This window comes from Janibacter sp. HTCC2649 (assembly GCF_000152705.1).
Taxonomy (GTDB): Bacteria; Actinomycetota; Actinomycetes; order Actinomycetales; family Dermatophilaceae; genus Knoellia.
In genome coordinates this window covers 117,318-144,089 of the sequence record NZ_CH672413.1, presented here as the reverse complement: position 1 = coordinate 144,089, position 26,772 = coordinate 117,318, and the positions used below count along the sequence as shown (strand labels likewise).

Sequence of the window (26,772 nt, the reverse complement as noted above, 5' to 3'; positions counted from 1 at the left end):
ACGCGGGCCTCAGCGGGTCAGGGCCAACGACCCCAGTGCGACGAGCCAGCTGACGAAGCTGCCCACGAGGAAGTACTCAGTGACCTCGTCGATCCCATCGCCCTTGACGCTGGTCGTGTCGTCCTTGGCCGACTGCAGCTCGGGGAAGCGGATGAGCCCCTTGGCCGCAATGACGATGCTGGCCGCGGTGATCTGTCCGGCGAGTCCGAGGCCGAGGATGAACACACGCTCCATGGGTCCGAGCAGACGGCCGCCCTTGAGCTTCTCTGACGGCTGGGTCTGGTTCGCCCGTCCGGCGTTCGCGGAAGGCCGCAGGGCGCCGACGCTGACCAGAACCAGTCGCACGATGACGTTGCCGGTCGCAAGGTTGGCGACGAAGAAGCCAGCCACGAGCAGCAGCCGCTCGACGGTCAGATGGTCGGAGAAGGGCAGGTCGGCCCAGGCGAGCCAGTCACCGAGGAGACCGCCGGGAGTGGACGCCAGGCCCGACAGCGCCACCAACGAGAGCGCCGTTCCCCCGAGCAGCAGCAGTGCCTCGACGTGACCGCCGCCGCGGCTGAGCGATCGCTCGGACAGGGCCACCCATCCGGCCAGCGGCACGAGTGACGCGACGAGGGCGACGACGTCGGCGACTCCCGTGAGACCCGCCAACAGGCCAACGGCGACGAGCGCGACGCCGCCTGCCGGCACGGCCAGTCGCCGCACGAGGGGGTGACTGCCTGCACGGAGGAGGTCAGTCAACCCCACCCCGAACAGCCAGACGGCCAGCCACGTCATCGCAGGTCCTTGAGCAGGTCGTGGCAGCGCACGATGACGGCAAGCCCGTCGGCTCGCACGCGTTGCGAGACCGCCGAGGGCGTGATGCCCTCGGCCGTGGCCAGGTCGCGTTGTGTCATGCCGTCCAGAAGTCCCTTCAGCAGTCGCCCTGACCGCTCTGACAACGAGCCAACCATGTGGTCCTGACACAGCAGCGCTGCGTCGACGGCGAGTGCCGTTCCGGGATCATCGGATTCCCCTTCGGCCAGCCGGTATGCCGTGTGCACGTGTTCCAGCGCGGCTCGCGTTGCGAGCTTCTCCACGTCAACGATGGCCTCGCGAGCGGCCCACCACGCGGGCCCGTCCTTGATTCCTCGCGCCTTGTCGAGCGTGGTCGTCGCTCCCCGCCCCAGGCCGTAGCGGCTCTCGGCGGCGGGTCGCAGCGCGACCCGGGTTCGCAGGGCAGCGTCCAGGGCGGCACCGAGGTGGGGGTAGACGCCCTGGAACTCGTCACCGACGGTGATCTCGAGTGGCTCGACGTGTTCGACCCGCTCGTTGGTGTCGGCGAGTGCCCGCTCGACCGCGCGATGGAGGGCTCGACGGTCCTTGCTCTGTCGCGACGCCACGATGTCGCCGATGAGGACGACAGGCGAGGGCTGAATCTGGGACATATCCAGATCATACCTTCATCTCCAACAGATCAAGGTCATTACTTTATTTCCGGATGGTGAAGCAGTGCACTGAACTGTCCACATCGCAGTTCTGCTTGCGCGTCTTCGCATGCAACCCGCCACAACAGGTTCATGATGGAGGAACGAGCCCACACCGGTTCGTGACGACGGGGCCCCCAGGTCCCGGGCCCGCGAGGTTCCCGCCGCCTGATCACCTTCCACTGGAGGCATCATGAGCGGCATCACCTCACCCACCCCCACCGCACGGATCGTCGCGGGCATCGACGGGTCCGCCCACGGCTGGGCCGCGCTCACCTGGGCGGCGGAGCAGGCCAGCGCCCTCGGAATCTCCCTGCACCTCATCCATGCCTTCGCTCCAGACATCCCGATGCTCGGCTTCGGCAGCACCGACCAGACCTCGATCCAGGCGGAGGGCAAGCGCCTCCTTGCCACTGCCACCGCTCGGGCCCACGCTGTCGACTCGACGCTGGTGGTCACCACCTCGCTGCCACCGGGATTCGCCTCGCGCGCACTGGTGGGCGTCTCCCACGACGCGACCATGATCGTCCTTGGCGCGGTCGGTCATGGACTGCTCAGCCGGGCAACCATCGGAGCCGTCGCGCAACAGGTCGCCGCACATGCCCACTGTCCTGTCGTCATCGTCGGACACGAGGACCACAGCGAGGCCAACCATCATCGGGTCGTCGTCGGTGTCGATGGCTCACCCTCGTCCATGGCCGCCCTGCACACCGCTTTTGGTCATGCCGCAACCCGTGAGGCCGAGCTCGTCGTCGTGCACTCCTGGGAAGCCAAGGGCCCCGAGGACCCGACCCTTCAGTCGGACTCGAGCTGGCCGGCATACGAGAGTCACCTCGAGCAGGCCGTCACCCGCGCGATCGCCACGCAGAGCGCGGAACACCCGGCGGTCAAGGTGCGTCACTCGGTCGTCCGCAGCGCTCCCGTCGCGGCACTCATCCAGGCAGCCGACACGGCCGACCTCGTCGTGGTCGGTGCGCGTGGCGTCGGAGGCTTCCCCGGCCTCCATCTCGGATCAGTCTCGAACCGGCTCCTGGGCCGCACGGCCTGCCCGCTCGTCGTGGTCCACTCGCGGGAGGCGTGAGGTCGCACCGAGCTGATCGAGCACGAAGGCCCACTCCCACGCGACCTGCTCCCACGCGGCGTACCGTCCGCTGCGACCACCGTGCCCGGCCGCCATCTCGGTTCGCAGCAGGATCGGTCGGGTGGCCTGATCGTTGGTCACGGTCGCGCGAAGGCGCGCCACCCACTTGGCCGCCTCGGTGAAGAAGACGCGGGTGTCATTGAGGCTCGTCGTCGCAAGGATCGCGGGATAGCCCTGTGCCGCAACGTTTTCGTACGGCGTGTAGGCCTTCATGACTGCATAGACCTCGGGGTCCTCGAGCGGGTTCCCCCACTCCTCCCACTCCCCCACCGTCAGCGGCAGGTCCGGTCGCAGGATGGTCGTCAAGGCGTCGACGAACGGCACTGCACCGTGCGCCACGCGGAAGCGGTCAGGTGCGAGGTTGAGCACAGCGCCGACCAGCAGACCGCCCGCTGAACCACCCTCGAGACCGAGACGATCGGGCGCGACCCACCCGAGCTCGATGAGTCGGTCGGCACAGGCGACGGTGTCGCTGAAGGTGTTGGGCTTGGCGAGCAGCTTGCCCTGGTCGTACCAGTGGCGACCCATCTCGCCACCCCCGCGCACGTGCGCCGTGGCATGGACCACACCCCGGTCGAGGAGCGAGAGCCGGGCCACCGAGAAATAGGGATCGCTCGAATGCTCATAGGCCCCGTATGCCGTGAGGAGACCCGGGTGCGTTCCGTCGGGTTCGAGGTCGACCCGGTGGACGACGGAGATCGGGACCAGCGTGCCGTCGGTCGCGGTCGCCCACTCGCGACGCTGGACGTAGTCCGAGAGGTCGACGTCGCCGAGGACGGGCTGCTGCTTGAGTACCGTGCGCTCCCCCGTCGCCAGATCGAGGTCGAGAACGGTGCGCGGCGTCACGAACGACTCGAGGACGACCTGCAGCACGGACTGGCTCGGCTCGGGATTGTCACCCAACCCAGCCGAGTAGATCGGTTCGTCGAACGCGACCGGAACCGGTGCGGCATAACCGGATTCGCTTGTCGGGTCGACCGGAAGCAAGGACAGGGACGCCAGCCCCTCGCGCCGCAACGACAGGACGGCGACCTCGTCGAAGGTGTCGACTCCGAGGAACCGCTCGCCCTCACCGGCCGCGAGGAGTGGCCGCCACTGCTCGTGGCTCGTCGCGTCGAGGGGCGCCCAGGCGAGGTCTGAGTCGGGGTTGTCGGTGTTGTGGACGATGAGGAGTCGGTCGGCGGCGGGCTCGACGTCGTACTCGATGCCGTCGCGCCGGGCGGCGACGATCCGGAAGTCGGCCTCGGGCGTCCTCGAGTCGAGGAGTCGCACCTCGGACGTGGTCTTGGACCCCAGCGCGAGGATGATCCAGCGGTCGTCACGGCTCGAGCCGATGCCCATCCAGAACCGCTCGTCCGACTCCTCGTGGACAAGGACGTCGGTGGCCGGGTCGGCACCCACGACGTGGCGCCACAGCTCGTGAGGTCGCCACGCCTCGTCGACGCGGGTGTAGAAGAGCGTGCCGCCGTCGTGGGAGAACTCGACGCCGTAGCCGATGCCGGTGAGGGCATCGTCAAGCGTCTCCCCCGTCGTGAGGTCGCGGACGACGAGGTCGAAGCGCTCGTCGCCGCTCGTGTCCGTCGCGAAGGCGAGCCGCGTGTGGTCGACGCTCACCGAGAGCGCTCCGATCGAGAAGAACTCCGAATCGCCGGCCTCGACGTTGCCGTCGAGCAGGATCTGCTCACCGTCAGGCGTCCGGTCCGAGGCGACGACGGGGCGCACCGCGGGGTCGGTCACCGGCACGCGGGCCTGGATGGAGTACTGCTGCCCCTCGACCGTGCGCGAGTAGTACCACCACGGGCCGGAGCGCACCGGGACGGAGAGGTCGGTCTCGAGGACACGCGACTTGATCTCGCCAAAGATGCTGTCCCGCAACGGTTGCAGCCCTGAAGTGCGGGCGTCGGAATACGCGTTCTCGGCGTCGAGGTAGGCGCGGACCTCGGGGTCCTCACCGTCGCGCAACCACTCGTAGGGGTCGACGACACGGTCGCCGTGGTGCTCACGGACGTGCTCGCGGATGGCCGCCAGGGGCGGGATCGGCAGAGGGGCCGGCGGGGTCGCCGCGATGGGCATGGTCGACTCAGCCACCCGTCAGACACCTCGGTCCGAGGAGGACCTTGAGGTCGCCGAAGAGCGACTCGCTCGCGTTGACCCGCAGACCGTCATCGAGCCTGATGAGGGTCGCGCGTCCGGGCTTGGTCAGCTTGAGGTGCACCTCGGTCGTGCCGGGGTGGTTGGCGAGCACGCCCTTGAGCTCCTCCATACGGCCGGTCGTGGCCCGCATCGTGTCGAGGGTGACGACCACCGGACCGCGCGGGCCCTCGGTGATCTCGGGAAGCGTCAGTTCCTGAGCGTAGATCGACACCGAGTCGTCGCGCCGGTTGACCTTGCCACGCACCACGGCGACGACGTCCTGCTGGAGCATCGTCGACACGGTGAGATAGGAGCTGGGGAAGAACAGGCACTCAACGGCACCTTCGAGGTCCTCCACGGTCGCGATCGCCCAGAGGTCACCCTTCTTGGTGCGTTTGATCTGCAGGCCAGTGATGAGACCGGCGACGGTGACCATGGTGCCCTCGGGCTTGCCGTCCTCCGCGCTCAACGTCGCGATCGCGGTGTCGGCGTGCTGCTGGAGGATGTGCTCGACGCCGAACAGGGGGTGGTCGGAGACGTAGAGGCCGAGCATCTCGCGCTCGAAGGTCAGCAGCGTCGACTTGTCCCACTCGACCGTCGGCACGGAGGTGAGGCCCATCATCGTGGCGTCCCCACCGGCGCCGTCGCCGCCCTCGTCACCGAAGGCGCCGAAGAGCGAGTCCTGGCCGATGGCCTCCTGGCGCTTGATCGACACGAACGCGTCGACGTACTCCTCATGGATGCGGAGCAGTCCGGCGCGCGACTCCCCCAGCCCGTCGAAGGCGCCACCCTTGATGAGCGACTCGATCGTGCGCTTGTTGCAGACCACGGCAGGGCACTTGGAGAGGAAGTCACGGAACGAGGTGAACGCGCCCTTCTCCTCGCGGGCCCCGATGATCGCCTCGACGACGTTGTGCCCGACGTTGCGGATCGCAGCCATGCCGAAGCGGATGTCGGTGCCGACAGCGGCGAACCGCGCGACGGAGTCGTTGACGTCGGGCGGGAGCACCTTGATGCCCATGCGTCGGCACTCACCGAGGTAGAGCGCCGACTTGTCCTTGTCGTCACCGACGCTCGTGAGCAGACCGGCCATGTACTCGGCCGGGTAGTTGGCCTTGAGATAGGCCGTCCAGTACGAGACAAGTCCGTATGCCGCGGTGTGGGCCTTGTTGAACGCGTAGTCCGAGAAGGGGACGAGGACGCCCCACAGAGCCGCGATCGAGGCCTCGTTGAAGCCCTTGGCCTTCATGCCGGTGGAGAAGGGGACGTACTCCTTGTCGAGGACTTCCTTCTTCTTCTTGCCCATGGCGCGACGGAGGAGGTCAGCGTTGCCGAGCGTGTAGCCGGCGAGCTGCTGGGCGATCTCCATGACCTGCTCCTGGTAGATCACCAGGCCGTAGGTCGTGCCGAGGATCGGCCCGAGGGCGTCGATCATCTCCTGCTGGAGCTTGCCCTTGAGCTGAGGGTCGAGCGGCGTGAGCTCCTGCTTGCCGTTCTTGCGCAGGGCGAAGTTGGTGTGCGCGTTGACACCCATCGGCCCGGGTCGGTAGAGCGCGAGGGCCGCCGAGATGTCCTCGAAGTTGTCGGGCTGCATCAGCTTGAGCAGCGTGCGCATGCCGCCGCCGTCGAGCTGGAAGACGCCGAGCGTGTCACCGCTGGCGAGGAGGCGGTAGGTCGCCTTGTCGGTCATGTCCTTGGACAGGGCGTCGAGGTCGAGGTCCTCGTTGCGGTTGGTCTTCACGTTCTCGATGGCGTCGTCGAGGATCGTGAGGTTGCGCAGGCCGAGGAAGTCCATCTTGACCAGCCCGAGCGTCTCGCACGTCGGGTAGTCGAACTGCGTGAGGATCTGCCCGTCCTGCAGGCGCTTCATGATCGGGATGACGTCGATGAGCGGCTCGCTGCTCATGATGACGCCGGCCGCGTGCACGCCCCACTGGCGCTTCAGGCCCTCGAGCCCCTTGGCGGTCTCGACGACCTCCTTGAAGTGCGGCTCGGTCTCGACGAGGGCGCGGAACTCGTTGCCCTCGGCGTAGCGCGGGTGCTCGGGGTCATAGATGCCCGACAGCGGCACGCCCTTGCCCATGACGTCGGCCGGCATCGCCTTGGTGAGCTGGTCGCCGACGTTGAACGGGTGGCCCATGACGCGGGCCGAGTCCTTGACCGCCTGCTTGGCCTTGATCGTGCCGTAGGTGACGATCTGGGCCACGCGGTCCGAGCCGTACTTCTCGGTGACGTAGCGGATGACCTCGCCGCGTCGGCGCTCGTCGAAGTCGATGTCGAAGTCAGGCATCGACATGCGCTCAGGGTTGAGGAAGCGCTCGAAGATCAGCCCGTGTGGGATCGGGTCGAGGTCGGTGATCCGCATCGCGTAGGCGCACATGGAACCGGCACCCGAGCCACGACCGGGTCCGACGCGGATGCCGTTCTCCTTGGCCCAGTTGATGAAGTCGGCGACGACGAGGAAGTAGGACGCGTAGCCCTTGGACGAGATGATGTCGACCTCGTAGTCGGCCTGCTTCTGCGCGTATGCCGGAATCTCGCCTTCGAAGCGTGCGCTCAGTCCGCGCTGCACTTCCTTGACGAACCACGACTCCTCACTCTCGCCCGGGGGGCAGTCGAACCGCGGCATGTAGCGGCCCTCACCCTCGGTGAACGAGACCTCGCACATGTCGGCGACGAGGAGGGTGTTGTCGCACGCCTGCGGGAACTCACGCCAGGTGTGGCGCATCTCTGCGGCGGACTTGAGGTAGTAGCCGTCTCCATCGAACTTGAACCGGTTGGGGTCCATGAGCGTCGAGCCGGACTGGACGCACAGCAGGGCGCCGTGGGCGGTTGCGTCCTCGGGGTAGGTGTAGTGGCTGTCGTTGGTGGCGAGGAGCGGGAGGTTGAGCTCCTTGGCCAGCCGCAACAGGTCCTTGATCGTGCGGCGCTCGATCTCGTTCTGGTGGTCCATGACCTCGCAGAAGTAGTTCTCGGCGCCGAAGAGGTCGCGGTAGTCGCTGGCGGCCTGCTTGGCCAGGTCGTACTGACCGAGCCGCAGCCTCGTCTGGATCTCACTCGACGGGCACCCGGTGGTGGCGATGAGCCCCTTGCCGTGCGCGTCGAGCAGCTCTCGGTCGATGCGCGGCCACTTGGCGTAGACCTGATCGAGCGAGGCCTGGCTGTCCATCCGGAAGAGGTTGCGCAGGCCGTCGTTGTTCTTGGCCAGCAGCGTCATGTGGGTGTAAGCACCCGAACCCGAGACGTCGTCACCCTGACGGGTGCGCTCGTCGCCCCACTTGACGCGGGTCTTGTCGGTGCGGTGCGTGCCGGGCGTGATGTAGGCCTCGAGCCCGATGATCGGCTTCACGCCGGTCCCCTGCGCCTTGCGCCAGAACTCGTGCGCGCCGTAGAGGTAACCGTGGTCCGTCATGGCGAGGGCCGGCATACCCAGCTCGCCGGCGCGATTGAACAGGTCCCCGATGCGGGCCGCCCCGTCGAGCATGGAGTACTCGGTGTGGACGTGCAGGTGGACGAAATTGTCCTTGCGGTCCGGGACTGGGGAGGCGGTGGTCGACGACATCGTGGACCATCCTAAGTCGCTGCGCTGACACCCATGAGCGCCGCGCCAGTGTGTGAAAGATGTGGCGCCTGGGACTACAGTGTGGCGCCGTCAGCCGCGGTTGGACGGCCCTTCGCTCATGGCAGCGAGGCGGTCGAGAGCCGCCTGCAGGTCCGCGGGGTACTGGCTCTCGAAAGTGACCCACTCACCGGATCCGGGGTGCTCGAAGCCGAGTCCCACGGCGTGCAGCCACTGGCGCTCGAGCCCCAGCTTCTTGGCCAGCGTCGGGTCCGCGCCGTAGGTCAGGTCACCGACACAGGGGTGGCGCAGCGCCGAGAAGTGCACGCGGATCTGGTGCGTTCGACCCGTCTCGAGGCGGATGTCGAGCAGGCTCGCGTAGCGGAACGCCTCGATCAGCTCGTAGTGCGTCACCGCGTGCTTGCCCGACTCCATGACCGCGAACTTGTAGTCATGGCCCGGGTGGCGGGCGATGGGCGCGTCGATCGTGCCCACGAGCGGATCCGGAAGCCCCTGGACGAGCGTGTGATAGGTCTTCTCGACCGTGCGCTCCTTGAAGGCGCGCTTGAGCACGGAGTAGCCACGCTCGCTCTTGCAGACGACCATGAGGCCGGACGTGCCGACGTCGAGTCGCGAGACGATGCCCTGCCGCTCGCTGGCGCCACTGGTGGAGATGCGGTAGCCCGCAGCGGCCAGGCCGCCGAGGACGGTCGGCCCGGTCCAGCCGACGCTGGGGTGAGCAGCGACCCCGACGGGCTTGTCCACCACGACGATGTCGTCGTCGTCGTGAATGATGCTCATGCCCGGGACCGGCTCGGCGATGACCTCGAGCGTGGGGCTCGCATCGTTGCTGGGCAGGGTGAGCTCGAGCAGGTCACCACCATGGACGCGGTGGGACTTGCCGACGCTGGCGCCGTTGACCGCCACGCCACCATCGGCGGCAAGGTCGGCGGCCCGGGTGCGGGAGAGGCCGAAGAGGCGCGAGATGGCGGCGTCGACGCGCTCGCCCTGCAGCCCCTCGGGGACGAGCATGGTGCGGCTGTCAGACATGTTCGCCATCCGTCGTGTCGGTGCGGTTCTCAGGAGTGGGGTGGCTCTCGTCCGGATGAGCTGCGTCGACTTCGTGCCGACCATGCGTCACCCCGTCGAGAGGTATGCCGCGCAGCGCCAGGGTCGCGCCGAACAGGGCCGCGCCGACGATGGCGATGTCGGCGATGTTGCCGATGAAGAGGCCGAAGTAGTCGATGAAGTCGACGACGTGACCGCGGCCGAAGCCCGGCTCACGCAGGATGCGGTCGACCAGGTTGCCGATCGCACCGCCGAGGAGCAGGCCGAGGGTGATGGCCCACCGGCGGTCGCCGACCTGGCGCGCCGCCCTCCCGACCCACACGACGATGCCGAGCGCGACGAGTGTCAGCAACCAGGTCGCGCTGTCCCCGAGCGAGAACGCCGCTCCGGGGTTGCGGATGAGGTTGAGGCGCAGGATCGGCCCGAGCAGGTCGCGCGGCTCACCGGGGGTCAGGGCGGCCAGCGCCCAGATCTTGGACCCTTGGTCGAGGGCCAGGGTGAGCAGCCCGACCCCCACGAGGAGGGCCAACAGCCGCGACCGGCCCTGGACGTCATCCGGGGCCGGCGCAGAGGTGGACGGGTGGCTGGGCGTCAGCGGCGTTCCTGTTTCGTCTTGCATGGCATGCATAGGGTCGCACGAGGTGCGGCCTGGAGACGAAGTTTGCCGATCGGCTGGCCACAGGACTCACACACTCCGTAGGTGCCGTCGTCCAGTCGCTCGACCGCGTGCTCGTTCTGCCGAAGCATCTCGCGGGCATTGTCGGCCAGCGCGATCTCCTGCTCGCGGTCGTAGGTCTTGGCGCCGGCATCGGCCTGGTCGTCGCCCGCACCGTCGCCGGAGTCACGCAGCAGATCGGACAGCTCGGCCTCGGCCACCTTGAGCTCGGCGGAGAGCTGCGCGATGTCGGCCTCGATCTCGGCCCGGACGGCCTTGAGCTCCTTGGCGGTCCAGGGCGACTCGTCCTCGCGCACGACGAGCGACACGTTCTTGGACCCCTTCGCGGCAGGTGCCTTCCTGGCCGCAGCCTTCTTGGCGACGACCGGCGCAGCCTTGGCAGGAGCCTTGGCAGGAGCCTTGGCTGCTGGGGCCTTCTTCGCGGGCGCCTTCGCAGCGGGCGCCTTCGTGGCGGGAGCCTTCTTTGCTGCGGGCGCCCCCTTCGCCACGCTCTTGGCCGGAGCCTTCTTCGCGGTCTTGGCTGGTGTCTTCGTCGCGGGAGCCTTCGCCGTGGAAACCTTCTTTGCGGGCGCCTTGGCCGTTGCTGACGCCCTCGACGTCGCCGACTTCACTGCGGCAGAAGCCTTGGCCCCCACCTTCTTCGCCACCGCCTTCGCGGTTGACGTCTTGCCGGATCCAGCCTTGGTGGCTCCCGAGGGAGCGCGCTTGGCAGCCATTGCCTGTCCTCACTCGTCAACAAAGGTCGGGCCCAAAGGGGCTCGACCACGTGCCGCGAGGATAAGCCCTCATGATCCGCATCACAACGCAAAACGCCACACGACCTGCGAAGTTCGCTCACGGCATACCTGCTCGTGACATGCCACAGGGCACCCGGAGACCGGGTGCCCTGTGGATTGCGCTGATGTCAGCGACGGATCACTTGTCCTGCTTGGCTGCTTCCTCGACCTCGACGTCCACCGCAGTGTGGTCGAGCTCCTGGAGCTGACCCTGGATGTAGGTCTTGAGGCGACCACGGTAGTCACGCTCGAAGCCGCGCAGCTGCTCGATCTTGCGCTCGAGCACCGTCCGCTGCTCGTTGAGCTCCTCGAGGATGGCCGCCTTGCGCTGCTGCGCCTCGTGGACCATGCCCGTGGAACGCTCACGCGCCTCGGTGATGAGCTCTTCACGCTTGCTGTTGGCCTCGGCGAGCATCGTGTCGTGCTGCGACTTCGCCGTCGAGACGAGTTCGTCGTGCTGCGACTGAGCCGACGTCACGAGCTCGTCGTGCTGCGACTGGGCCGTCGTCACGAGTTCGTCGTGCTGCGACTGCGCACTCGACAGCAGCTCGTCGTGCTTGGCCTGGGCCGTGCTGATGAGCTCGTCGTGCTTGGACTGACCGCGGTTGAGCAGGTCGTGGTGCTTGCTCTCACCGGCGCTCAGCAGCTCGTCGTGCTTGGCCTGCGCCTCACGCAGCAGCTCGTCGCGACGGCTCTCGCCTGCGGAGACGTGCTCGTCGTGGAGACGCTGCGCGAGAGCAAGGACACCGGCTGCTGAACCAGCACCCAGTGCGCCTGCACCGGCAAGTGCAGCCACGTCGGAACCTTCGGCGTCCTGGGCGGCGGGAGCCTGGCCCTGGGCCTGAGACGCGGCGAGACGCTCCTGCGCCTCGGACTCGGCCTGCTCTGCCGCAGCCTTGGCCTTCTGGATGCGACGCTGGGAGTCAGCCTCGGCCTCTTCGACGCGGGTGCGCAGGATGGAGAGCTGGTCGTCGGCGTTGCTGTTGGCCTTGGCGTAGACCGCCTGGCGCTCCTGCTCGTTCTTGGCCGAGGCCGCCTCGCGCTCGGAGCGCTCACGGTCACGCTCGGAGGCGATGGAGTCGCGCTCGCCGCGCAGTGAGTCACGCTCACCCACGAGGCTGTCGCGCTCACCGACGAGGCCATCGCGCTCGCCGACGAGGCTGTCGCGCTCGCCACGAAGGGAGTCACGCTCGCCCGCGGCGGCCTGGTGGTCGCTGCTCAGCTTCGCGATCTGCTGCTCGGACTCGGCGAGCTGGCGCTCGAGGTCCTTGACGCGCTTCTCGAGCTCGTTGTTGCGCTGGGAGAGACCGTCGACCTCGCCCTGGTCCTGGCCGAGCTGGCTCTTGCCCTCGAGCTCCTCGAGCTCGCGGACGCGGGCCTCGAGCTCGGAGTTGCGACCCTCGAGCTTGCTGATCTCGGCGGAACGGTCGGGCGACACGGCTGCCGCAACGGGAAGAGCTGCGGTCACCGGCTCGAGGCCGCGACCCTGGCGGCAGTCGTTGAGCTGCTTGCGCACCTCGTCGTCCGTCTTCGTCATGCGACGCATCTCGGCGACGATGTCATCGAGGAAGTCATCCACCTCGCGCTCGTCATAACCGCGACGGAACTGGGTGGTCGTGAACGTCTTGTTGAGGACGTCCTCGGGCGACAACGCCATGTCAACTCCTCTGTATCGATCGGTCAGGGGCACCTTGCGTCACGAGGACAACACGGTTCAGCCATCCAGCCTAGAGGATGGCGATGAGGAGATAGAGCGCGAGGACCAGAACGAGGAAGCCGAGATCGATCGAGGCGCCACCAAGACGCAGGGGCGGAATCACCTTGCGCAGGGCATTGAGTGGCGGATCGGTGAGGGTGTAGACGGCTTCGGCGATGACAAGCATCACTCCGCGCGGTCGCCAGTCACGGGCGAAAACACGGATCCAGTCCAGGATGAGCCGCCCGAAAACCACCATCAGATACAGCCAGACGATGAGTCCGAGCAGGTCACGCACAGTGTTCATGTCGACCAGTGTGCGGGAACAGGCTGTGGCAACAGGGGGCCGGGGTCAGCTCTGGTTGAAGAGCGTGCGGCCGGGGACGGCAGCCGACTCCTCCGCGTGGACCTCGACGGTCGACGGCGAGAGCAGGAAGACCTTGGCCGTGACGCGCTCGATGGCGCCGTGCAGACCGAAGACGAGGCCAGCTGCGAAGTCGACGAGACGCTTGGCGTCGGCGTCGTCCATGTCGGTGAGGTTCATGATGACGGGAGTGCCGTCACGGAAGTTCTCACCAATGGTCTTGGCCTCGTTGTAGGTGCGCGGGTGAATCGTCGTGATGCGGGACATGCCAGACGCCTCCGGGGTGCGCACCACCTGGGCGACGCTGCGTCGGTTGGCCAGCGGGGTGACCTCGGCGGCACGTTCGCGCGGCTCGCGGGTCTCCTGCTCGTCGTAGGTCGCCTCGTCGGTGTCGTACTCGTCGTAGGCCTCGTCGTAGTAACGGCCTTCGTCCTCGGCCAGGCCGAGGTAGACCATCGTCTTGCGCAGCGCGCCAGCCATGAGAACTCCTAGTACGAATCGGCGACCCGAGTGGTCGATCCTTCGGTATTGAAGTTACCCAAGTGACGGGCGAGAACCGAGTATTGCGCTCCCGACACGCAGGTGTGTCGCACCCTCGAGGACGGCTTCCTCGAGATCTCCACTCATGCCGGCCGAGATCCACGTCGCATCCGAATGACCTGCGCGTATGCCGTCCGCCAGCTCGCGCAGTCGGGCGAAGGCCCGTCGTGGGTCACCTTCGAGAGGGGCCACCGCCATGACGCCTCGCAAGGAGAGACAAGCGGATTCGGCCACGAGGTCGGCCAGCGCCCGGGCTTCCTCGGGTGCGACTCCCCCGCGACTGCCGCTGCCGTCGAGGGCCACTTGGAGGAGGACATCGAGGTGGCGACCGTGGCGTTCGGCGGCCCGGTCCAACCCGGTGACGATCTTGGCTCGGTCGACGGACTGGACGACGTCGGCGTAGGCCGCGACATGCGCGACCTTGTTGGACTGGAGCTGCCCGATGAAGTGAACGGTGAGTTCGTCACGGCGAGTCAGGTCAGCGACCTTGGCGCTGGCCTCCTGGTCCTTGTTCTCACCGATGTGCCGGACACCGAGATCGGCGAGCAGGTCGACGTCACTCGCCGGGAAGTACTTCGTCACCACGACGAGGTCGATGTCGCCGGCATCGCGCCCGGCGGCCATTGCGGCGCCATCGATGCGTTCGTGGACCCTGGCGAGGTTGGCCGCCAGGTCCTCGCGACGCGCCGTCATGGGGCGCTCCGCACGATGACGCCAGCAAAACGACCGGTCGTGCCGTCACGCCGATAGGAGAAGAGTGACTCGTCCTCACGGGCACAGCCCGGGACCCAGGTGATGTCGTCCACGCCGACGCCGCGCAGCTGGGCGACGACTCCGGCGGCGACATCGATGGCAGGGGTTCCGGTCCAGGTCACGGCTCGCGACTCCGGGCTGACCGCAGCGGCCTCCTCGCGCATCTCGAGGGGAACCTCATAGCAACGGCCACACACGCTGGGCCCAACTGCGGCGGAGATCTGCGTGGCGCCGAGATCGCGCATCGCCGAGATCGCCTGTGGGACAACGCCTTTGGTCATCCCCGGACGCCCTGCATGGACAGCACCAACGACGCCAGCCCGCGCATCCGACAACAGAACGGGAGTGCAGTCCGCCACGAGCACGGCCAGCGCCAGCCCGGGCTCGGCCGTGACGACGCCATCGACGACGAGGGGGCCGTCGGGCTTCTCGGTGATGACCGCGACGTCGGCACCGTGACACTGGTCCATGAACACGAGGCGGTCTGTCGGAACGCCCACCTCACCAGCGACACGAAATCTGTTCTCCCGCACCGCATCTGACGCATCGCCGACGTGACCACCCAGGTTGAGACCGGCATACTCGCCGCTGCTCACCCCGCCCGAGCGGTCGGTGAACGCACGGCGGATGCCGGCCACGTCGTCACGCCAGAAGAACACGGGACCACCGTAGACGCGATGAGGGCGACCGGTGTGACCGGTCGCCCTCATCGAGAGTGTTGCTGTGCGGTTGTCGCCTACTTCAAGAAGTCAGGCACGTCCAGGTCGTCGCCGTCGTCGAAGGTGACGGTGCGCGGCGGCGTCGGGCGCTGTTCTGACTCCTGGCTGCGCTGCGCCGGAGCGGACTCTGCCGGTCGGACCGGCTCACCCGTCGGGGACACCTGCGGAACGGCCGGGGCCTGAGCGGGCTCACCCTGCTGGGCCGGACGCTGCGCGGGCTGAGCCTGCGGGACCGACTGACCAGCCGGAGTCGAGGGAGCCTGCTGGCTGGCCGCCTGCTGCGTCTTGCTCGGGCCCTGGATGCTGCCGATGTGGCGCTCATCGGGCCGCTTGACCGGCGTGCCGCCGTCGAAGCCGGCCGCGATGACGGTGACCCGCACCTCGTCGCCGAGGGCGTCGTCGATGACCGCACCGAAGATGATGTTGGCCTCGGGGTGGGCGGCCTCCTGGACGAGGCGGGCGGCCTCGTTGATCTCGAACAGACCGAGGTCGCTTCCACCCTGGATCGAGAGCAGCACACCGTGAGCGCCGTCGATGCTCGCCTCGAGCAACGGGCTGGAGATGGCGAGCTCGGCGGCCTGGACCGCACGGTCCTCACCGCGAGCCGAGCCGATACCCATGAGGGCCGAACCGGCACCCTGCATGACGGACTTGACGTCGGCGAAGTCGAGGTTGATCAGGCCCGGGGTCGTGATGAGATCGGTGATGCCCTGGACACCGGACAGCAGCACCTGGTCCGCGCTGCGGAACGCGTCGAGCATCGACACGGCGCGGTCGCTGATGGAGAGCAGCCGGTCATTGGGGATGACGATGAGGGTGTCGACCTCTTCGCGCAGGCCGGCGATGCCCGACTCGGCCTGGTTGGCGCGGCGGCGCCCCTCGAAGGTGAACGGGCGGGTCACGACACCGATCGTCAGCGCGCCGAGGCCCCGGGCGATGCGAGCGACGACGGGCGCGCCGCCGGTGCCGGTGCCACCACCTTCACCAGCGGTGACGAAGACCATGTCGGCCCCCTTGAGGACCTCCTCGATCTCTTCGGCGTGGTCCTCGGCGGCCTTCTTGCCGACCTCGGGGTCGGCGCCGGCGCCGAGCCCGCGGGTCAGCTCACGGCCGACGTCGAGCTTGACGTCGGCGTCGCTCATGAGGAGTGCCTGCGCATCGGTGTTGATCGCGATGAACTCGACGCCCTTGAGGCCGACCTCGATCATCCGGTTGATGGCGTTCACACCACCTCCACCGATGCCGACGACCTTGATGACGGCCAAGTAGTTCTGGGGTGTTGCCACGGTGGGGGCCTCTCCTGAGATTTCTGAGTGCTCGAGCTGGTGATTCGACGTTGCGCTGCGGGCCGTGAGCTGTGAGTTCTTCGAAGAGTCTCGACCTCAAGTCAAGGGTCACAGTTTGATCACGAACCGTTGACCTGACGCTAGGCGTCGGCGCGGCGTCATGCAACGAGCGGGTGGGCGTGTCGTGGCCCAGTCCGATGATTCTTCCTCACCCACGTCACATCCGTCACATCACCCCCATCTGCCGCACCTATCTGGCCACCCTCCCCTTGCGTCTGCGCACGTGGTGGTTCTGGCGACCACTTCCGCAGACGTTGCGGGAAGGGCCTGCGTTGCGTCTGCGCATGTGGTGGTTCTGGCTACCACTTCCGCAGACGCACGGAGAATGCCGTGCGTGCGGGGAGGTCGGTCAGTCGCCCGAGGGGGACGGGGACGGCCCACCACGGGTGACCGGGGTGGCGGGTGCACTGACGTCGATGACCTCCGGTGCGGTCGGCAGCAAGGCTCGCAGGATCTCGAGCTTGCGGTCGGCGGCGTCGGCGCCACCCCAGACGACCTTGACGGCACCCAGCGTGAACGAGACGAGGTTGGCGGTGCTCACCTGCATGGCACTCACCTGCTTTGCCAGGTCGACGGGCAGGGTGTGGATCACTGACAGAGCGGCCTCGAGGGCCTCCTTCGTCGTGCCCTTGGTCGAGGCGGCAGTCACCACGGGGACGCCCGCCGGTGGTGCCTTCACCACGGCGTACGACACGCCCGTTGCATCCACAACCTCAAGTTGACCGTCAGGGTTCTTGAGCACGAGGGCGGGCTGACGTGGGACCACCCGCACCCTCAGGGTGCTCGGCCAACCGCGCTCCACCGACACCTCGGCGATGGACGTGCGGGAACGCACCCGCTCCTCCACACCGCCCAGGTCGACGCGGGCCAACGGCGTGCCCGTGTCCACGCCGACCAGCCCGGCGACGGCCGTCTTGTCGGCACCGCTCGCTCCCGTGACCTCGACCTTGCGGACCGCGAGCAGGGGGCTCCAGAACGCGAGCCAGACAAGGGCAGCGACGACGGCCAGGGCGACGACGGACCACAGGACCCGGCGCCAGGGTTGACGCCGGCGCTTGAGGGCGCGTTCGCGAAAGCGCGGATCGGCCGAAGCCAGACCTCGCGATGACACACCCACGCCACTCACTTCTGGTCCTCCTGGTCACTGTCGCGCAGCACCCGAAGCACGTGCCCGGCGAGCTCGGTGACGTCCCCGGCACCTACCGTGAGGACGATGTCTCCTTCCGAGGCGATCTCCGCCAGGTGCGCAGCCACCGACGCGAACGTGCCGCCGACGCTCACCGACCGCTCCCCCGGCAGGTCACGCAGGGGCGCTGCGATGAGCTCGCTCGTGATGCCTTCCATCGGCTGCTCGCGGGCGCCGTAGACGTCGAGCAGGACAACCGTGTGCGCCGGAGCCAGACCCGTGGCGAACCCCTGCGCGAAGTCTCGAGTGCGTGAGTAGAGGTGCGGCTGGAACGCGACGTGCAGTCGACCACCACGACGGGCGGCGATCTCGGCGGCGGTCCGCACGACTGCAGCAACCTTGCCCGCGTTGTGGGCGTAGTCATCGACGACGGTGACTCCGGCGACGTCGCCGCGAACCTCGAACCTGCGTCGGGCACCGTCGAACCCGGCGAGGCCCTCGAGGACGAGGGCGGCGTCGGCGCCGAAACCTTCGGTCGCTGCCAGGTAGGCCGCCGCCGCGTTGAGGGCGTTGTGCGCCCCCGGCGTTGCGAGCCGCATCGTCGCAGTGCTTCCGTCGGGCAGGCGCAGGGTCGTCGTCGTGCCGATGCCCTCGTCGTCGGCCCGGTGATCAGCAAGGGTGAGGTCCGCAGTGTCGTCGAAGCCATACGTGAGGACGCGAGTGCCGCCGATGGCAGCATTCGACGCGAGGAACAGGGATCCGGAGTCGTCGGCGCAGGCAACGAGCAGACCGTCGCTCCGGATCGAGTCGGCGAAGCTGGCATAGGCCCGCTGGACGTTGTCGAAGGTGCCGTAGAAGTCGAGGTGGTCGGGCTGGACGTTGGTGACGATCGCGACCTCGGGGCCATAGACGAGGAAGGAGCCATCGCTCTCGTCCGCCTCGACGACGAAGACGTCACCGCCGGTCCAGGCCGCGTTGGTTCCTTGACCGGTCAGCTCTCCACCGGAGGCGAACGACGGGTCGAGGTCGGCAGCCTGCAGGGCAACGGTGAGCATCGACGTCGTCGTCGTCTTGCCGTTGGCGCCGGCCACGGCCACGGGTCGGGAGTCGTGCATCGTCGCCGCGAGGCCCTGGGAGCGGTGGAGGACAACGCATCCGGCGTCACGCGCCGCAGCAAGCTCGACATTGCTCTCGGGGATCGCCGACGAGATCACCACCGTGTCGACGTCGCTCACGTGGCTGGCGTCATGTCCGACAAAGACCGTGGCGCCGAGCCCGCGCAGCGTCTCGAGCACGGGACTGTCCTTGGCGTCGGAGCCGCTCACGGCGACCCCGCGGGCGAGCATGATGCGGGCGACCGCGGACATGCCCGATCCACCGATGGCGATGAAGTGGACGCGACCCAGGGAGTCGAGCCCGGGGACCTCCGTGGTGAAGTCGAACCGGGTGTTGCGTGCCTGCACGATCAGACCTTCCTCGTTGCGGCATCGATGACGAGGTCAGCCAGCAGCTCGTCACCGTCGCGCTCCCCCACGGACGCCGCCGCGGCCGCCATCTCGGCGAGGCCGGAAGCGTCACGCAGGAGTGGGACAAGAGTCCGCTCGACCCACTCGGTCGTGAGATCGGCGTCATCGACGAGGAGGCCACCACCCGCGGCCACGACGGTGCGCGCGTTGAGGCTCTGCTCGCCGTTGCCGATGGGCAGTGGGACGTAGGCCGCCGGGAGCCCGACGGCGGTGAGTTCACAGACCGTGTTGGCGCCGGAGCGAGCCACGACGATGTCGGCCGCGGCATACGCCAGCTCCATCCGGTCCGCGTAGGGCACGACGACGTAGGGAGCGCCGGCCCCCGCAGAGGGCACGTCGAACTCCTTGCCGACACCGGTCACGTGGAGCACCTGGACACCCGCGGCGCTCAGCGAGCTGACGGCCCCGTGGAACGCCTCGTTGATGCGTTGTGCCCCGAGCGAACCGCCGGTGACGAGGACCGTGGGCCACTGCGGGTCGAGGCCGAAGTGCGCCAGCGCCTCCGCACGGCGCGCCTTGCGGTCCAACAACGCGATCTCGCGCCGCAACGGCATACCCGTCACCGTCGCGCCGCGCAGCGGCGTGTCCGGGAAGGTCACCGCGACGTGCTTCGCGAAGCGCGCTCCGACCTTGTTGGCGAGGCCGGGGCGAGCATTCTGCTCGTGGACGACGATGGGTATGCCGCGGCGCCGGGCTGCGAGGTAGGCGGGCGTCGAGACGTAACCGCCGAAGCCGACGACGACTCTCGCGTCGGCCGCGCTCATCGCGTCGTCCGCGGCCTGCACAGCTCGGCGCATGGATCCAGGGAGGCGGAGCAGATCCGACGTGGGCCGGCGGGGCATGGGGACCTTGGGAACGACCTCGAGGTCGTAGCCGCGGGCCGGAACCAGCCGGGCCTCGAGGCCCTCTGCCGTCCCGAGGGCGGTGATGAGGACGTCGGGTTCACGACGGCGCAGGCAGTCGGCCAGGGCGAGCAGCGGCGAGACGTGCCCGGCTGTGCCTCCACCGGCCAGCACGACCGACTTCAGGAGTCCGGTCGTGCCGGTCATGACCGCGACCGCTTGGGCAGAACGGCGAAGGAGCGCTTCAGCAGCGACGGACGTGCGGCGAGTGCCTTCGCGCAGCCGGGCTCGGCCCGAGCGAACGACAGGAGGATCCCGAGAGCAAACATCGTTGTCACAAGGGACGATCCACCCGAAGAGACGAACGGCAGCGGCACACCGATGACGGGGAGCAGGCCGATGACGGCCCCGACGTTGATCATGGCCTGGACGATGATCCAGCTCATGATCCCGGCCGTGGCGATGCGCACGAAGAAGTCGGAGCTGCGCATCACGAGGCGGTAGCACGCCAGGGCGAGGACCATGAAGAGGACGAGCACCATGATCGTCCCGGGCAGACCGAGCTCCTCGCCGATGATCGCGAAGATGAAGTCGTTGTGCGGCTCCGAGAGCCACTTCCACTTCTCTCGGGACTGGCCGAGGCCGACCCCGATCCAGCCGCCGTCGGCGAGGGCGTAGCGACCGTGGATGGACTGGCGCGCCGCTCCGAACTGGTCGGTGTCGCGGCCGAGCCAGACGTCGAAGCGACCGAGCCGGTTGGGGCTGGTGACGACGAAGGCCACGGCCATGGCCGAGAACGTCGCGGCGGACAGGGCGAACCATCGACCGGGAACTCCAGCGGTGAACAGGACACCGCCGACGATGGACGCCATGACGAGCACGGTGCCGAGGTCGTGACCGACGAGGACGAGGCCGATGGCCATCAGGGCGATCGGGAAGACGTAGGGCACGAGGGCATGACCGACTCGCGCGAGGTGCTTGCGCTTGGCCGACAGGACGAGTCCACCGCTGAGCGCGAGGCCGACCTTGAGCAGCTCGGACGGCTGCATCGTCACGAACCCGAAGTTCAGCCAGTTGCGGTTGCCCTTGACCCCCACACCCAGTGGCGTGAAGACGAGAACTTGCATGACGAGCCCGGCCACCAGAACCGGCAGCGCCAACTTCTTCCAGCTCGCCACCGACAGTCGCGACGCGATGAGGAGCGCCACCATCCCCACGGTCGCGAACACCAGCTGGCTGAAGAAGATCGAGTAGGCCGAGCCGGAGTTGGTCTCACTGAGCGAGGTCACGGCCGAGGCCGACAGCACCATGATCAGCCCGAAGGCGATGAGCACCGTCGTCACACCGACCAGGACGTAGTAGGTGGTGACGGGCCGGTTGAGTCGTTCGAGCCACTCGGACACGATGCCCGCGCCGCGAGAGTCCTTGGTCTGGCTCTGGGCCGGCGTCTTGACCGAACTCTTGACCGAACCCGTTGTGCTGCTCACTGGTTCACTCCCCCGAAGCCGCGCGGCGGAGCACCGCCTCGGCGAAGGCGTCTCCGCGTGCGCCGTAGTTGACGAACATGTCCATGGACGCGGCCGCCGGCGCGAGCAGCACGACATCGCCCGACTGAGCGAGCGAGGCGGCCTGCGAGACGACGCGATCCATGACTCCAGTGTCCGTGTCCGCAACGTCGACCACGGGGACATCCGGCGCGTGTCGGGCAAGCGCGTCGGCGATCTGCGCGCGGTCGCGGCCGATGAGCACGACACCGCGCAGCGAAGGAGCAGCCGTGCGCACGAGGTCGTCGACGTCGGCACCCTTGAGGAGCCCACCGGCGATCCAGACGACGTGCTCGTATGCCGTGAGCGAGGCTGCCGCTGCATGCGGATTCGTGGCCTTGGAGTCGTCGACGTAGCGCACGTCCTCGAGCGTCGCGACGTGCGCAATGCGGTGAGCCTCCGGACGGAACGCCTTGAGGCCTGCACGGACCGCCCCGGCCTCGACACCGTGCGCGCGGGCCAGAGCCGCGGCAGCCAACGCGTTGGCGACGAGGTGCGGAGCGACGTCGGGTGAGTCGCCACGCAGGTCATCGATCGTCGCGAGCTCGGCGGCGGCGTGCCGACGTTGTTCGACGAACGCCCGGTCGGCGAGGACCTCTCCGACGAGGCCGAGCATCGACGGGGCCGGTGTGCCGAGAGTGAAACCGACGGCGCGGCAGCCTTCCTGGACCTCGGCGTCCTCGACGAGGCGTTCGGTCTGGGGGTCGTCGACGTTGTAGATGCAGGCGACCTGCGTGTTGTTGTAGACCTTGCCCTTGGCCGCGAGGTAGTCCTCGTAGCTGCCGTGCCAGTCCACGTGGTCGGGGGCAACGTTGAGGCAGACCGACGCCTGGGGTCGGATCGAGTCGGACCAGTGCAGCTGGAAGCTGGAGAGCTCTACGGCGATCGCGTCGAACGGTTCCGGATCCATGATCGCTTCGAGGATCGGGGTGCCGACGTTGCCGGCACTGATCGCCCGCTTCCCCGCGGCGCGCAGGATCGAGGTCAGCATCTGCACCGTGGTGGTCTTGCCGTTGGTGCCGGTCACGGTGAGCCACGGCGCTGCGCCCTCGAGCGGACGCATGCGCCAGGCCAGTTCGACCTCGCCCCAGATCGCCACACCGGCCTGCGTGGCGGCGGCCAGCAGGGGCTGGGTCGGCGCCCATCCGGGGGAGGTGACGACGAGATCGACCTGCTCGGACGGCATACCGGAGACGTGTTCGGGACCGAAGCGCAGCTCGGCATCAAGAACCTCGAGGATGCGGGCCCTCTCGGCCATGGCCGGGGACGAGTCGGCCGACGAGCCGTCGACGACGACGACGTGAGCGCCCCGCTCCAGCAACGCATCTGCCGCGGCGAAGCCACTGACACCGAGACCGGCGACGAGAACACGCAGTCCTGCCCAGTCGGCCTCGCGGTGGGTGAGCCGCTCCAGCCGATCGGTGGTGCCGGCGGTCATGCTGCGCCCACGACCCATTCGGCATAGAACAGGCCGAGCCCCAGGGCCACGAAGAGACCGGCGATGATCCAGAAGCGGATCACGATGGTCACCTCTTGCCAGCCCAGGAGTTCGAAGTGGTGCTGCAACGGGGCCATCCGGAACACGCGTTTGCCGGTCGACTTGAAGGACGCGACCTGGATGATCACCGAGAGCGTGATGGTGACGAAGAGGCCGCCGAGAATGACGACGAGGAACTCGGTGCGGGTGACGATGGCCAGACCGGCGAGCAGACCACCGAGGGCCAGCGAACCCGTGTCGCCCATGAAGATCTTGGCCGGCGATCCGTTCCACCAGAGGAACCCGAAACAGGCACCCATGGCGGCGGCAGCGACGATGGCGAGGTCGAGCGGGTCGCGCACCTCGTAGCACTTGATGCCGGGGTTGGTCTGGCAGTTCTGGTTGAACTGCCAGATCCCGATGAGGACATAGGCAGCGAACGTCATCACGGAGGCGCCCGTGGCCAGGCCGTCGAGGCCGTCGGTGAGGTTCACACCGTTGCTCGTGCCGGCGATGATGACGTTGGCGAAGAGGATGAAGAGCAGAACCCCGGCGATCGTCCCGGCGAACGCCAGGTCGAGGTTGGTGTCACGGACGAACGAGATCTTCGTCGAGGCGGGGGTGCGTCCGGAGCTGTTGGGGAACTGCAGGGCGAGGATCGCGAAGATCACGGCGACAGCCGTCTGGCCGGCGAGCTTCTGCTTCGACCGGAGCCCGAGGCTGCGCTGCTTGCTGATCTTGATGTAGTCGTCGAGGAAGCCGACGAGCCCGAGCCCGGCCATGAGGAAGAGGACGAGGACGCCACTCCAGCTGGGGGCCGACCAGAACACGATGTGTGCCATGGCGTAGGCCAACAGGGTCGCACCGACGATGACCGCCCCGCCCATGGTCGGCGTGCCGCGCTTGGTGTGGTGCGACGTCGGACCGTCATCGCGGATGAACTGGCCGTAGCCCTGCTTGACCAGCCACTTGATGAACATGGGTGTGCCGAGCAGCGCGACCATCAAACTGACCACCGCAGCAACGAGCACGGCCTTCACTGGGGGTCCTCCTGGGTGGTGCGGGCTGGGGTCTGGTCGGGCGTGGAGTGTTCGGCGGTGAGTCTGTCTCCGAGCCACCGTAGACCCGCATCACGGCTCGACTTGAACAACACGACGTCGGGCGGTGCGACTTCTGCGCGGAGCAGCGCCTCGGCTGCATCGGCGTCGGCGACCCACCGGATCCGGGTGCCGTCGACGGGCCGGATGTCGGCCATCGGGCGCGCGGTCTCACCGACGACGAGGAGCTCGTCGACACCTCGCTGCTGCGCCTCTGCGCCGACCTCGGCGTGGTCGGTGTCGGACTCGTCGCCGAGCTCGAGCATCGAGCCCAGGACGGCCCACGTGCGGCGCCCCTCCCCCATGGACTCGAGCGCCGAGAGGGCCGCACGCATCGAGTCGGGGTTGGCGTTGTAGGCGTCGTTGACGACGGTCACCCCGTCGGGACGTTCGGTGACTTCCATGCGCCAACGGCTGACGATTCCGGCTTCGGCGATCGACGTGGTCGCCGTGTCAAGGGGTATGCCGCATTCCAGGGCGACCGCGAGCACGGCCAGTGCGTTTCCGACATGGTGACGTCCGACGAGCCGGAGCGCGATCGTGGCTCCGCCTGCTGGCGTGGTGACGCGGAAGGTCGCTCGGCCGTCGCTGCCGACGGTGACGTCCTCGGCACGGACGGCTGCTTCGGCCGCCTCGCCCACGAGGACGACACGGGCGCTGGTGCGATCGGCCATGGCGCGCACGACCGGGTCGTCGGCGTTGAGGACGGCCACGCCATCGCTCGGCAGCGCCTCGACCAGCTCGGCCTTGGCACGAGCGATGGCCTCGCGAGAACCGAATTCGCCGACGTGGGCCGTGCCGACGTTGAGGACGACGCCGATCTGGGGCGGCGCGATCCTGGTGAGGTAGTTGATGTGGCCGATCCCGCGGGCGCCCATCTCGACGACGAGGAAGCGCGTGTCGGCGGTGACCCGGGTGACGGTGAGCGGGACGCCGACCTCGGAGTTGTAGGAGCCGACGGGCGCGATCGTCGGCGCAGCGGCGCCGAGCACGCCGCCCAGCAGGTCCTTGGTGCTGGTCTTGCCGGAGGATCCCGTGATGCCGATGACGGTGAGGTCCGTGGCCCTCTCGAGGACAGCACGGGAGATGGCGACGAAGGCGGCCTGGACGTCGTCGACCACGACGCACGGCAGCTCGTCGACGGGCCGGCTCGTGAGGGCTGCGACGGCGCCCTTGTCGCGGGCGGCACCGACGAACTGGTGACCATCCATGGACTCACCGATGCGTGCGACATAGAGGCTGCCGGGCTCGGCCTCACGGGAGTCGGTGACCACTGCGCCGGTGACGACGGGCAGCTCGCCGGACGTGGGTGCACCGTGGACGGTGCCTCCGGTCGCGACGGCGATCTCGGCCAGGGACAGCGCAATCACGACGACACCTCCTCGTCGAGCGCGGCCCTCAGCTCGTCACGGTCGTCGAAGGGGTGGACGACCTCATTGATCTCCTGGCCGGTCTCGTGGCCCTTGCCGACCACGGCGAGGACAGAGCCCGACCCGCCTTCACGGGCGAGACGGACGCCTTCCCGGATGGCCTTGCGACGGTCGCCGACCTCGACGAGCAGGGCTGTCGTGTCGATGGACCGGGCGCCCTCGACCACGGCGGTGCGGATCTGGGCCGGGTCCTCGCTGCGGGGGTTGTCGTCGGTGACGACGACGACGTCGGCGAGTCCCGCCGCGGCGCGACCCATGCCGTGGCGCTTGCCGCGGTCGCGGTCACCACCGGCACCGAGGACGACGACGAGTCGGCCGGTGGTCGTCGGCCGCAGGGCTGCAAGTGCTGCCTCGACGGCGTCGGGCGTGTGGGCGTAGTCGACGACGGCGAGCAGCCCGCTGTCGACGTCGGTGGACTGGGTGGGGGTGACCTTCTCCATGCGGCCCGGCACGTGCGGGTCGGTGAGGATCGCGCGTCCGACGGCCTCGGTGTCCTCACCAAGGAGGAGCAGGGCCACGGCGGCCATGGCCGTGTTGGCCACGTTGAAGTCGCCGGGCAGGGCGGAGCGCAGGTCGAGCTCGATTCCGGTGCCGCGCAACGCGAATCGTGCCGGTTCGGTCGCGTCGACAGTGACGACCCAGTCGGCGGTCTGGCCTTCGATCGTCGTCAGGGTCGTCACCGGGATACCGCATTCCTCCGCGAGCCTGCGACCCCAGATGTCATCGACACAGATGAGGCCACGTGTCGAACGTTCGGGAGTGAAGAGCTGTGCCTTGGCGGAGAAGTAGTCCTCCATGTCGGCGTGGAAGTCGAGGTGGTCCTGCGACAGGTTGGTGAAGAGGGAGAGGTCGTAGAGGACACCGTCGACCCGGTGCTGGCTCAGCGCGTGGCTCGAGACCTCCATGACGCAGGTGTCGGTGTCGCGCTCGTCCATGACGGCGAGGATCGCGTGGAGGTCGGTGGACTCGGGCGTCGTGCGCACGCTCTTGATGCGCTCGTCACCGATGCGGGTCTCGACGGTGCCGATGAGGCCGGTCCGCTGACCGAGGGCGTCAAGGGCACTGGCGACGAGGTAGGCCGTCGTCGTCTTGCCGTTGGTGCCGGTGATTCCGACCATGGTGAGGCTCAGGTCGGTCGTGCCGTAGATCCTGGCGGCGATCGTGCCGAGGACGGAACGTGGTGCCTCGACCACGATCACGGGCAGGTCGACCCCGGCCGCACGCAGGCGTTCGACACCGTCGGCGTCGGTGAGCACGGCAGCGGCGCCAGCGTCCGCAACCTGCGCGGCGAAGTCGGCGCCGTGGGCCCGGGAACCGGGCAACGCGGCATACAGGTCTCCGGGTCGGACGGCACGCGAGTCGAGAGTCACGCCGGTGACCGCGACGTCATCGAGGTCATCGATGACGTCGGCAGGTGCAGAGACGAGCAGCGCGAGGTCACGAACGCTCGAACTGGTCAGGGAAGCGGGTCGGGGTGCAGACACGACCAGTCA

At 68.2% G+C, this 26,772-nt stretch carries 22 protein-coding genes; 1 reads left to right on the top strand and 21 read right to left on the bottom strand.

Going from position 1 to position 26,772, the window contains the following annotated elements; all coding sequences use genetic code 11:
- Positions 1-9: 9 nt before the first annotated feature.
- Together JNB_RS00710 and JNB_RS00705 are read right to left on the bottom strand one after the other, a co-directional pair.
- Positions 10-777 (bottom strand): hypothetical protein, encoded by a 768-nt coding sequence (locus JNB_RS00710; protein WP_009774458.1) that lies wholly within the window; start codon positions 775-777, stop codon positions 10-12.
- Positions 774-1,427, bottom strand: a complete 654-nt coding sequence (locus tag JNB_RS00705) for a SatD family protein (protein ID WP_009774457.1) — start codon at positions 1,425-1,427, stop codon at positions 774-776. The genes JNB_RS00710 and JNB_RS00705 overlap by 4 nt, the downstream gene beginning before the upstream one ends.
- A 232-nt stretch (positions 1,428-1,659) precedes the next feature.
- Between JNB_RS00705 and JNB_RS00700 the strand changes: the two genes are divergently transcribed.
- Positions 1,660-2,547 carry a universal stress protein gene (locus tag JNB_RS00700; RefSeq protein ID WP_009774456.1) on the top strand — a complete coding sequence of 296 codons (888 nt, stop codon included), beginning with the start codon at positions 1,660-1,662 and terminating at the stop codon, positions 2,545-2,547.
- Here JNB_RS00700 and JNB_RS00695 read toward each other — a convergent pair.
- From JNB_RS00695 to JNB_RS00605, 19 genes are all read right to left on the bottom strand, one after another.
- Positions 2,479-4,680: a S9 family peptidase gene (locus JNB_RS00695; protein ID WP_148232536.1), complete on the bottom strand. Its 2,202-nt coding sequence runs from the start codon at positions 4,678-4,680 to the stop codon at positions 2,479-2,481. The genes JNB_RS00700 and JNB_RS00695 overlap by 69 nt on opposite strands.
- A 7-nt stretch (positions 4,681-4,687) precedes the next feature.
- On the bottom strand, positions 4,688-8,302 hold the full coding sequence (dnaE, locus tag JNB_RS00690; RefSeq protein WP_009774454.1) for a DNA polymerase III subunit alpha: 3,615 nt from the start codon (positions 8,300-8,302) through the stop codon (positions 4,688-4,690).
- Positions 8,303-8,392: 90 nt separating this feature from the next.
- The gene (locus JNB_RS00685) at positions 8,393-9,349 is read right to left on the bottom strand and encodes an RluA family pseudouridine synthase (RefSeq protein ID WP_202795208.1); all 957 of its coding nucleotides are present in this window, start codon (positions 9,347-9,349) and stop codon (positions 8,393-8,395) included.
- Positions 9,342-9,986 (bottom strand): signal peptidase II, encoded by a 645-nt coding sequence (locus JNB_RS00680; RefSeq protein WP_083784327.1) that lies wholly within the window; start codon positions 9,984-9,986, stop codon positions 9,342-9,344. Before JNB_RS00680 ends, JNB_RS00685 begins: the two co-directional genes overlap by 8 nt.
- Positions 9,959-10,759 carry a TraR/DksA C4-type zinc finger protein gene (locus JNB_RS00675; RefSeq protein ID WP_009774451.1) on the bottom strand — a complete coding sequence of 267 codons (801 nt, stop codon included), beginning with the start codon at positions 10,757-10,759 and terminating at the stop codon, positions 9,959-9,961. The genes JNB_RS00680 and JNB_RS00675 overlap by 28 nt, the downstream gene beginning before the upstream one ends.
- Before the next feature lie 199 nt (positions 10,760-10,958).
- Positions 10,959-12,476 (bottom strand): DivIVA domain-containing protein, encoded by a 1,518-nt coding sequence (locus JNB_RS00670; RefSeq protein WP_009774450.1) that lies wholly within the window; start codon positions 12,474-12,476, stop codon positions 10,959-10,961.
- A gap of 70 nt (positions 12,477-12,546) precedes the next feature.
- Positions 12,547-12,822, bottom strand: a complete 276-nt coding sequence (locus tag JNB_RS00665) for a YggT family protein (RefSeq protein ID WP_009774449.1) — start codon at positions 12,820-12,822, stop codon at positions 12,547-12,549.
- 45 nt (positions 12,823-12,867) lie between these two features.
- Complete coding sequence (locus JNB_RS00660) at positions 12,868-13,359, bottom strand: cell division protein SepF (RefSeq protein WP_009774448.1); 492 nt, start codon at positions 13,357-13,359, stop codon at positions 12,868-12,870.
- Positions 13,360-13,413: 54 nt separating this feature from the next.
- A complete protein-coding gene (locus JNB_RS00655) occupies positions 13,414-14,112 on the bottom strand; it encodes a YggS family pyridoxal phosphate-dependent enzyme (protein WP_009774447.1) in 699 nt (232 codons plus the stop codon).
- Positions 14,109-14,831, bottom strand: a complete 723-nt coding sequence (gene pgeF, locus JNB_RS00650; protein ID WP_040883411.1) for a peptidoglycan editing factor PgeF — start codon at positions 14,829-14,831, stop codon at positions 14,109-14,111. Before pgeF ends, JNB_RS00655 begins: the two co-directional genes overlap by 4 nt.
- 77 nt (positions 14,832-14,908) lie before the next feature.
- Entirely contained in the window at positions 14,909-16,177 is a 1,269-nt protein-coding gene (gene ftsZ / locus JNB_RS00645; RefSeq protein WP_009774445.1) for a cell division protein FtsZ, read from the bottom strand.
- A gap of 409 nt (positions 16,178-16,586) precedes the next feature.
- On the bottom strand, positions 16,587-17,354 hold the full coding sequence (locus JNB_RS00640; protein WP_158306107.1) for a cell division protein FtsQ/DivIB: 768 nt from the start codon (positions 17,352-17,354) through the stop codon (positions 16,587-16,589).
- Positions 17,355-17,359: 5 nt separating this feature from the next.
- The gene (murC, locus tag JNB_RS00635) at positions 17,360-18,826 is read right to left on the bottom strand and encodes a UDP-N-acetylmuramate--L-alanine ligase (RefSeq protein WP_009774443.1); all 1,467 of its coding nucleotides are present in this window, start codon (positions 18,824-18,826) and stop codon (positions 17,360-17,362) included.
- A 2-nt stretch (positions 18,827-18,828) separates the two neighbouring features.
- Positions 18,829-19,938, bottom strand: a complete 1,110-nt coding sequence (murG, locus tag JNB_RS00630) for an undecaprenyldiphospho-muramoylpentapeptide beta-N-acetylglucosaminyltransferase (protein ID WP_009774442.1) — start codon at positions 19,936-19,938, stop codon at positions 18,829-18,831.
- The gene (gene ftsW, locus JNB_RS00625; protein ID WP_009774441.1) at positions 19,935-21,218 is read right to left on the bottom strand and encodes a putative lipid II flippase FtsW; all 1,284 of its coding nucleotides are present in this window, start codon (positions 21,216-21,218) and stop codon (positions 19,935-19,937) included. The genes murG and ftsW overlap by 4 nt, the downstream gene beginning before the upstream one ends.
- A 4-nt stretch (positions 21,219-21,222) precedes the next feature.
- Positions 21,223-22,731 (bottom strand): UDP-N-acetylmuramoyl-L-alanine--D-glutamate ligase, encoded by a 1,509-nt coding sequence (gene murD / locus JNB_RS00620; protein WP_009774440.1) that lies wholly within the window; start codon positions 22,729-22,731, stop codon positions 21,223-21,225.
- Positions 22,710-23,792: a phospho-N-acetylmuramoyl-pentapeptide-transferase gene (gene mraY, locus JNB_RS00615; protein WP_009774439.1), complete on the bottom strand. Its 1,083-nt coding sequence runs from the start codon at positions 23,790-23,792 to the stop codon at positions 22,710-22,712. Before mraY ends, murD begins: the two co-directional genes overlap by 22 nt.
- A complete protein-coding gene (gene murF / locus JNB_RS00610; protein ID WP_009774438.1) occupies positions 23,789-25,219 on the bottom strand; it encodes a UDP-N-acetylmuramoyl-tripeptide--D-alanyl-D-alanine ligase in 1,431 nt (476 codons plus the stop codon). The genes mraY and murF overlap by 4 nt, the downstream gene beginning before the upstream one ends.
- Positions 25,216-26,763 carry a UDP-N-acetylmuramoyl-L-alanyl-D-glutamate--2,6-diaminopimelate ligase gene (locus tag JNB_RS00605; RefSeq protein WP_009774437.1) on the bottom strand — a complete coding sequence of 516 codons (1,548 nt, stop codon included), beginning with the start codon at positions 26,761-26,763 and terminating at the stop codon, positions 25,216-25,218. The genes murF and JNB_RS00605 overlap by 4 nt, the downstream gene beginning before the upstream one ends.
- Positions 26,764-26,772: the final 9 nt, after the last annotated feature.

What these genes read in the sequence shown, in the direction of transcription:
- JNB_RS00710 (WP_009774458.1), bottom strand. Translation starts at nt 777, where the DNA reads ATGACGTGGCTGGCCGTCTGGCTGTTCGGGGTGGGGTTGACTGACCTC.
- JNB_RS00705 (WP_009774457.1), bottom strand. Translation starts at nt 1,427, where the DNA reads ATGTCCCAGATTCAGCCCTCGCCTGTCGTCCTCATCGGCGACATCGTG.
- JNB_RS00700 (WP_009774456.1), top strand. Translation starts at nt 1,660, where the DNA reads ATGAGCGGCATCACCTCACCCACCCCCACCGCACGGATCGTCGCGGGC.
- JNB_RS00695 (WP_148232536.1), bottom strand. Translation starts at nt 4,680, where the DNA reads ATGCCCATCGCGGCGACCCCGCCGGCCCCTCTGCCGATCCCGCCCCTG.
- dnaE (WP_009774454.1), bottom strand. Translation starts at nt 8,302, where the DNA reads ATGTCGTCGACCACCGCCTCCCCAGTCCCGGACCGCAAGGACAATTTC.
- JNB_RS00685 (WP_202795208.1), bottom strand. Translation starts at nt 9,349, where the DNA reads ATGTCTGACAGCCGCACCATGCTCGTCCCCGAGGGGCTGCAGGGCGAG.
- JNB_RS00680 (WP_083784327.1), bottom strand. Translation starts at nt 9,986, where the DNA reads ATGCAAGACGAAACAGGAACGCCGCTGACGCCCAGCCACCCGTCCACC.
- JNB_RS00675 (WP_009774451.1), bottom strand. Translation starts at nt 10,759, where the DNA reads ATGGCTGCCAAGCGCGCTCCCTCGGGAGCCACCAAGGCTGGATCCGGC.
- JNB_RS00670 (WP_009774450.1), bottom strand. Translation starts at nt 12,476, where the DNA reads ATGGCGTTGTCGCCCGAGGACGTCCTCAACAAGACGTTCACGACCACC.
- JNB_RS00665 (WP_009774449.1), bottom strand. Translation starts at nt 12,822, where the DNA reads ATGAACACTGTGCGTGACCTGCTCGGACTCATCGTCTGGCTGTATCTG.
- JNB_RS00660 (WP_009774448.1), bottom strand. Translation starts at nt 13,359, where the DNA reads ATGGCTGGCGCGCTGCGCAAGACGATGGTCTACCTCGGCCTGGCCGAG.
- JNB_RS00655 (WP_009774447.1), bottom strand. Translation starts at nt 14,112, where the DNA reads ATGACGGCGCGTCGCGAGGACCTGGCGGCCAACCTCGCCAGGGTCCAC.
- murG (WP_009774442.1), bottom strand. Translation starts at nt 19,938, where the DNA reads ATGACCGGCACGACCGGACTCCTGAAGTCGGTCGTGCTGGCCGGTGGA.
- murD (WP_009774440.1), bottom strand. Translation starts at nt 22,731, where the DNA reads ATGGGTCGTGGGCGCAGCATGACCGCCGGCACCACCGATCGGCTGGAG.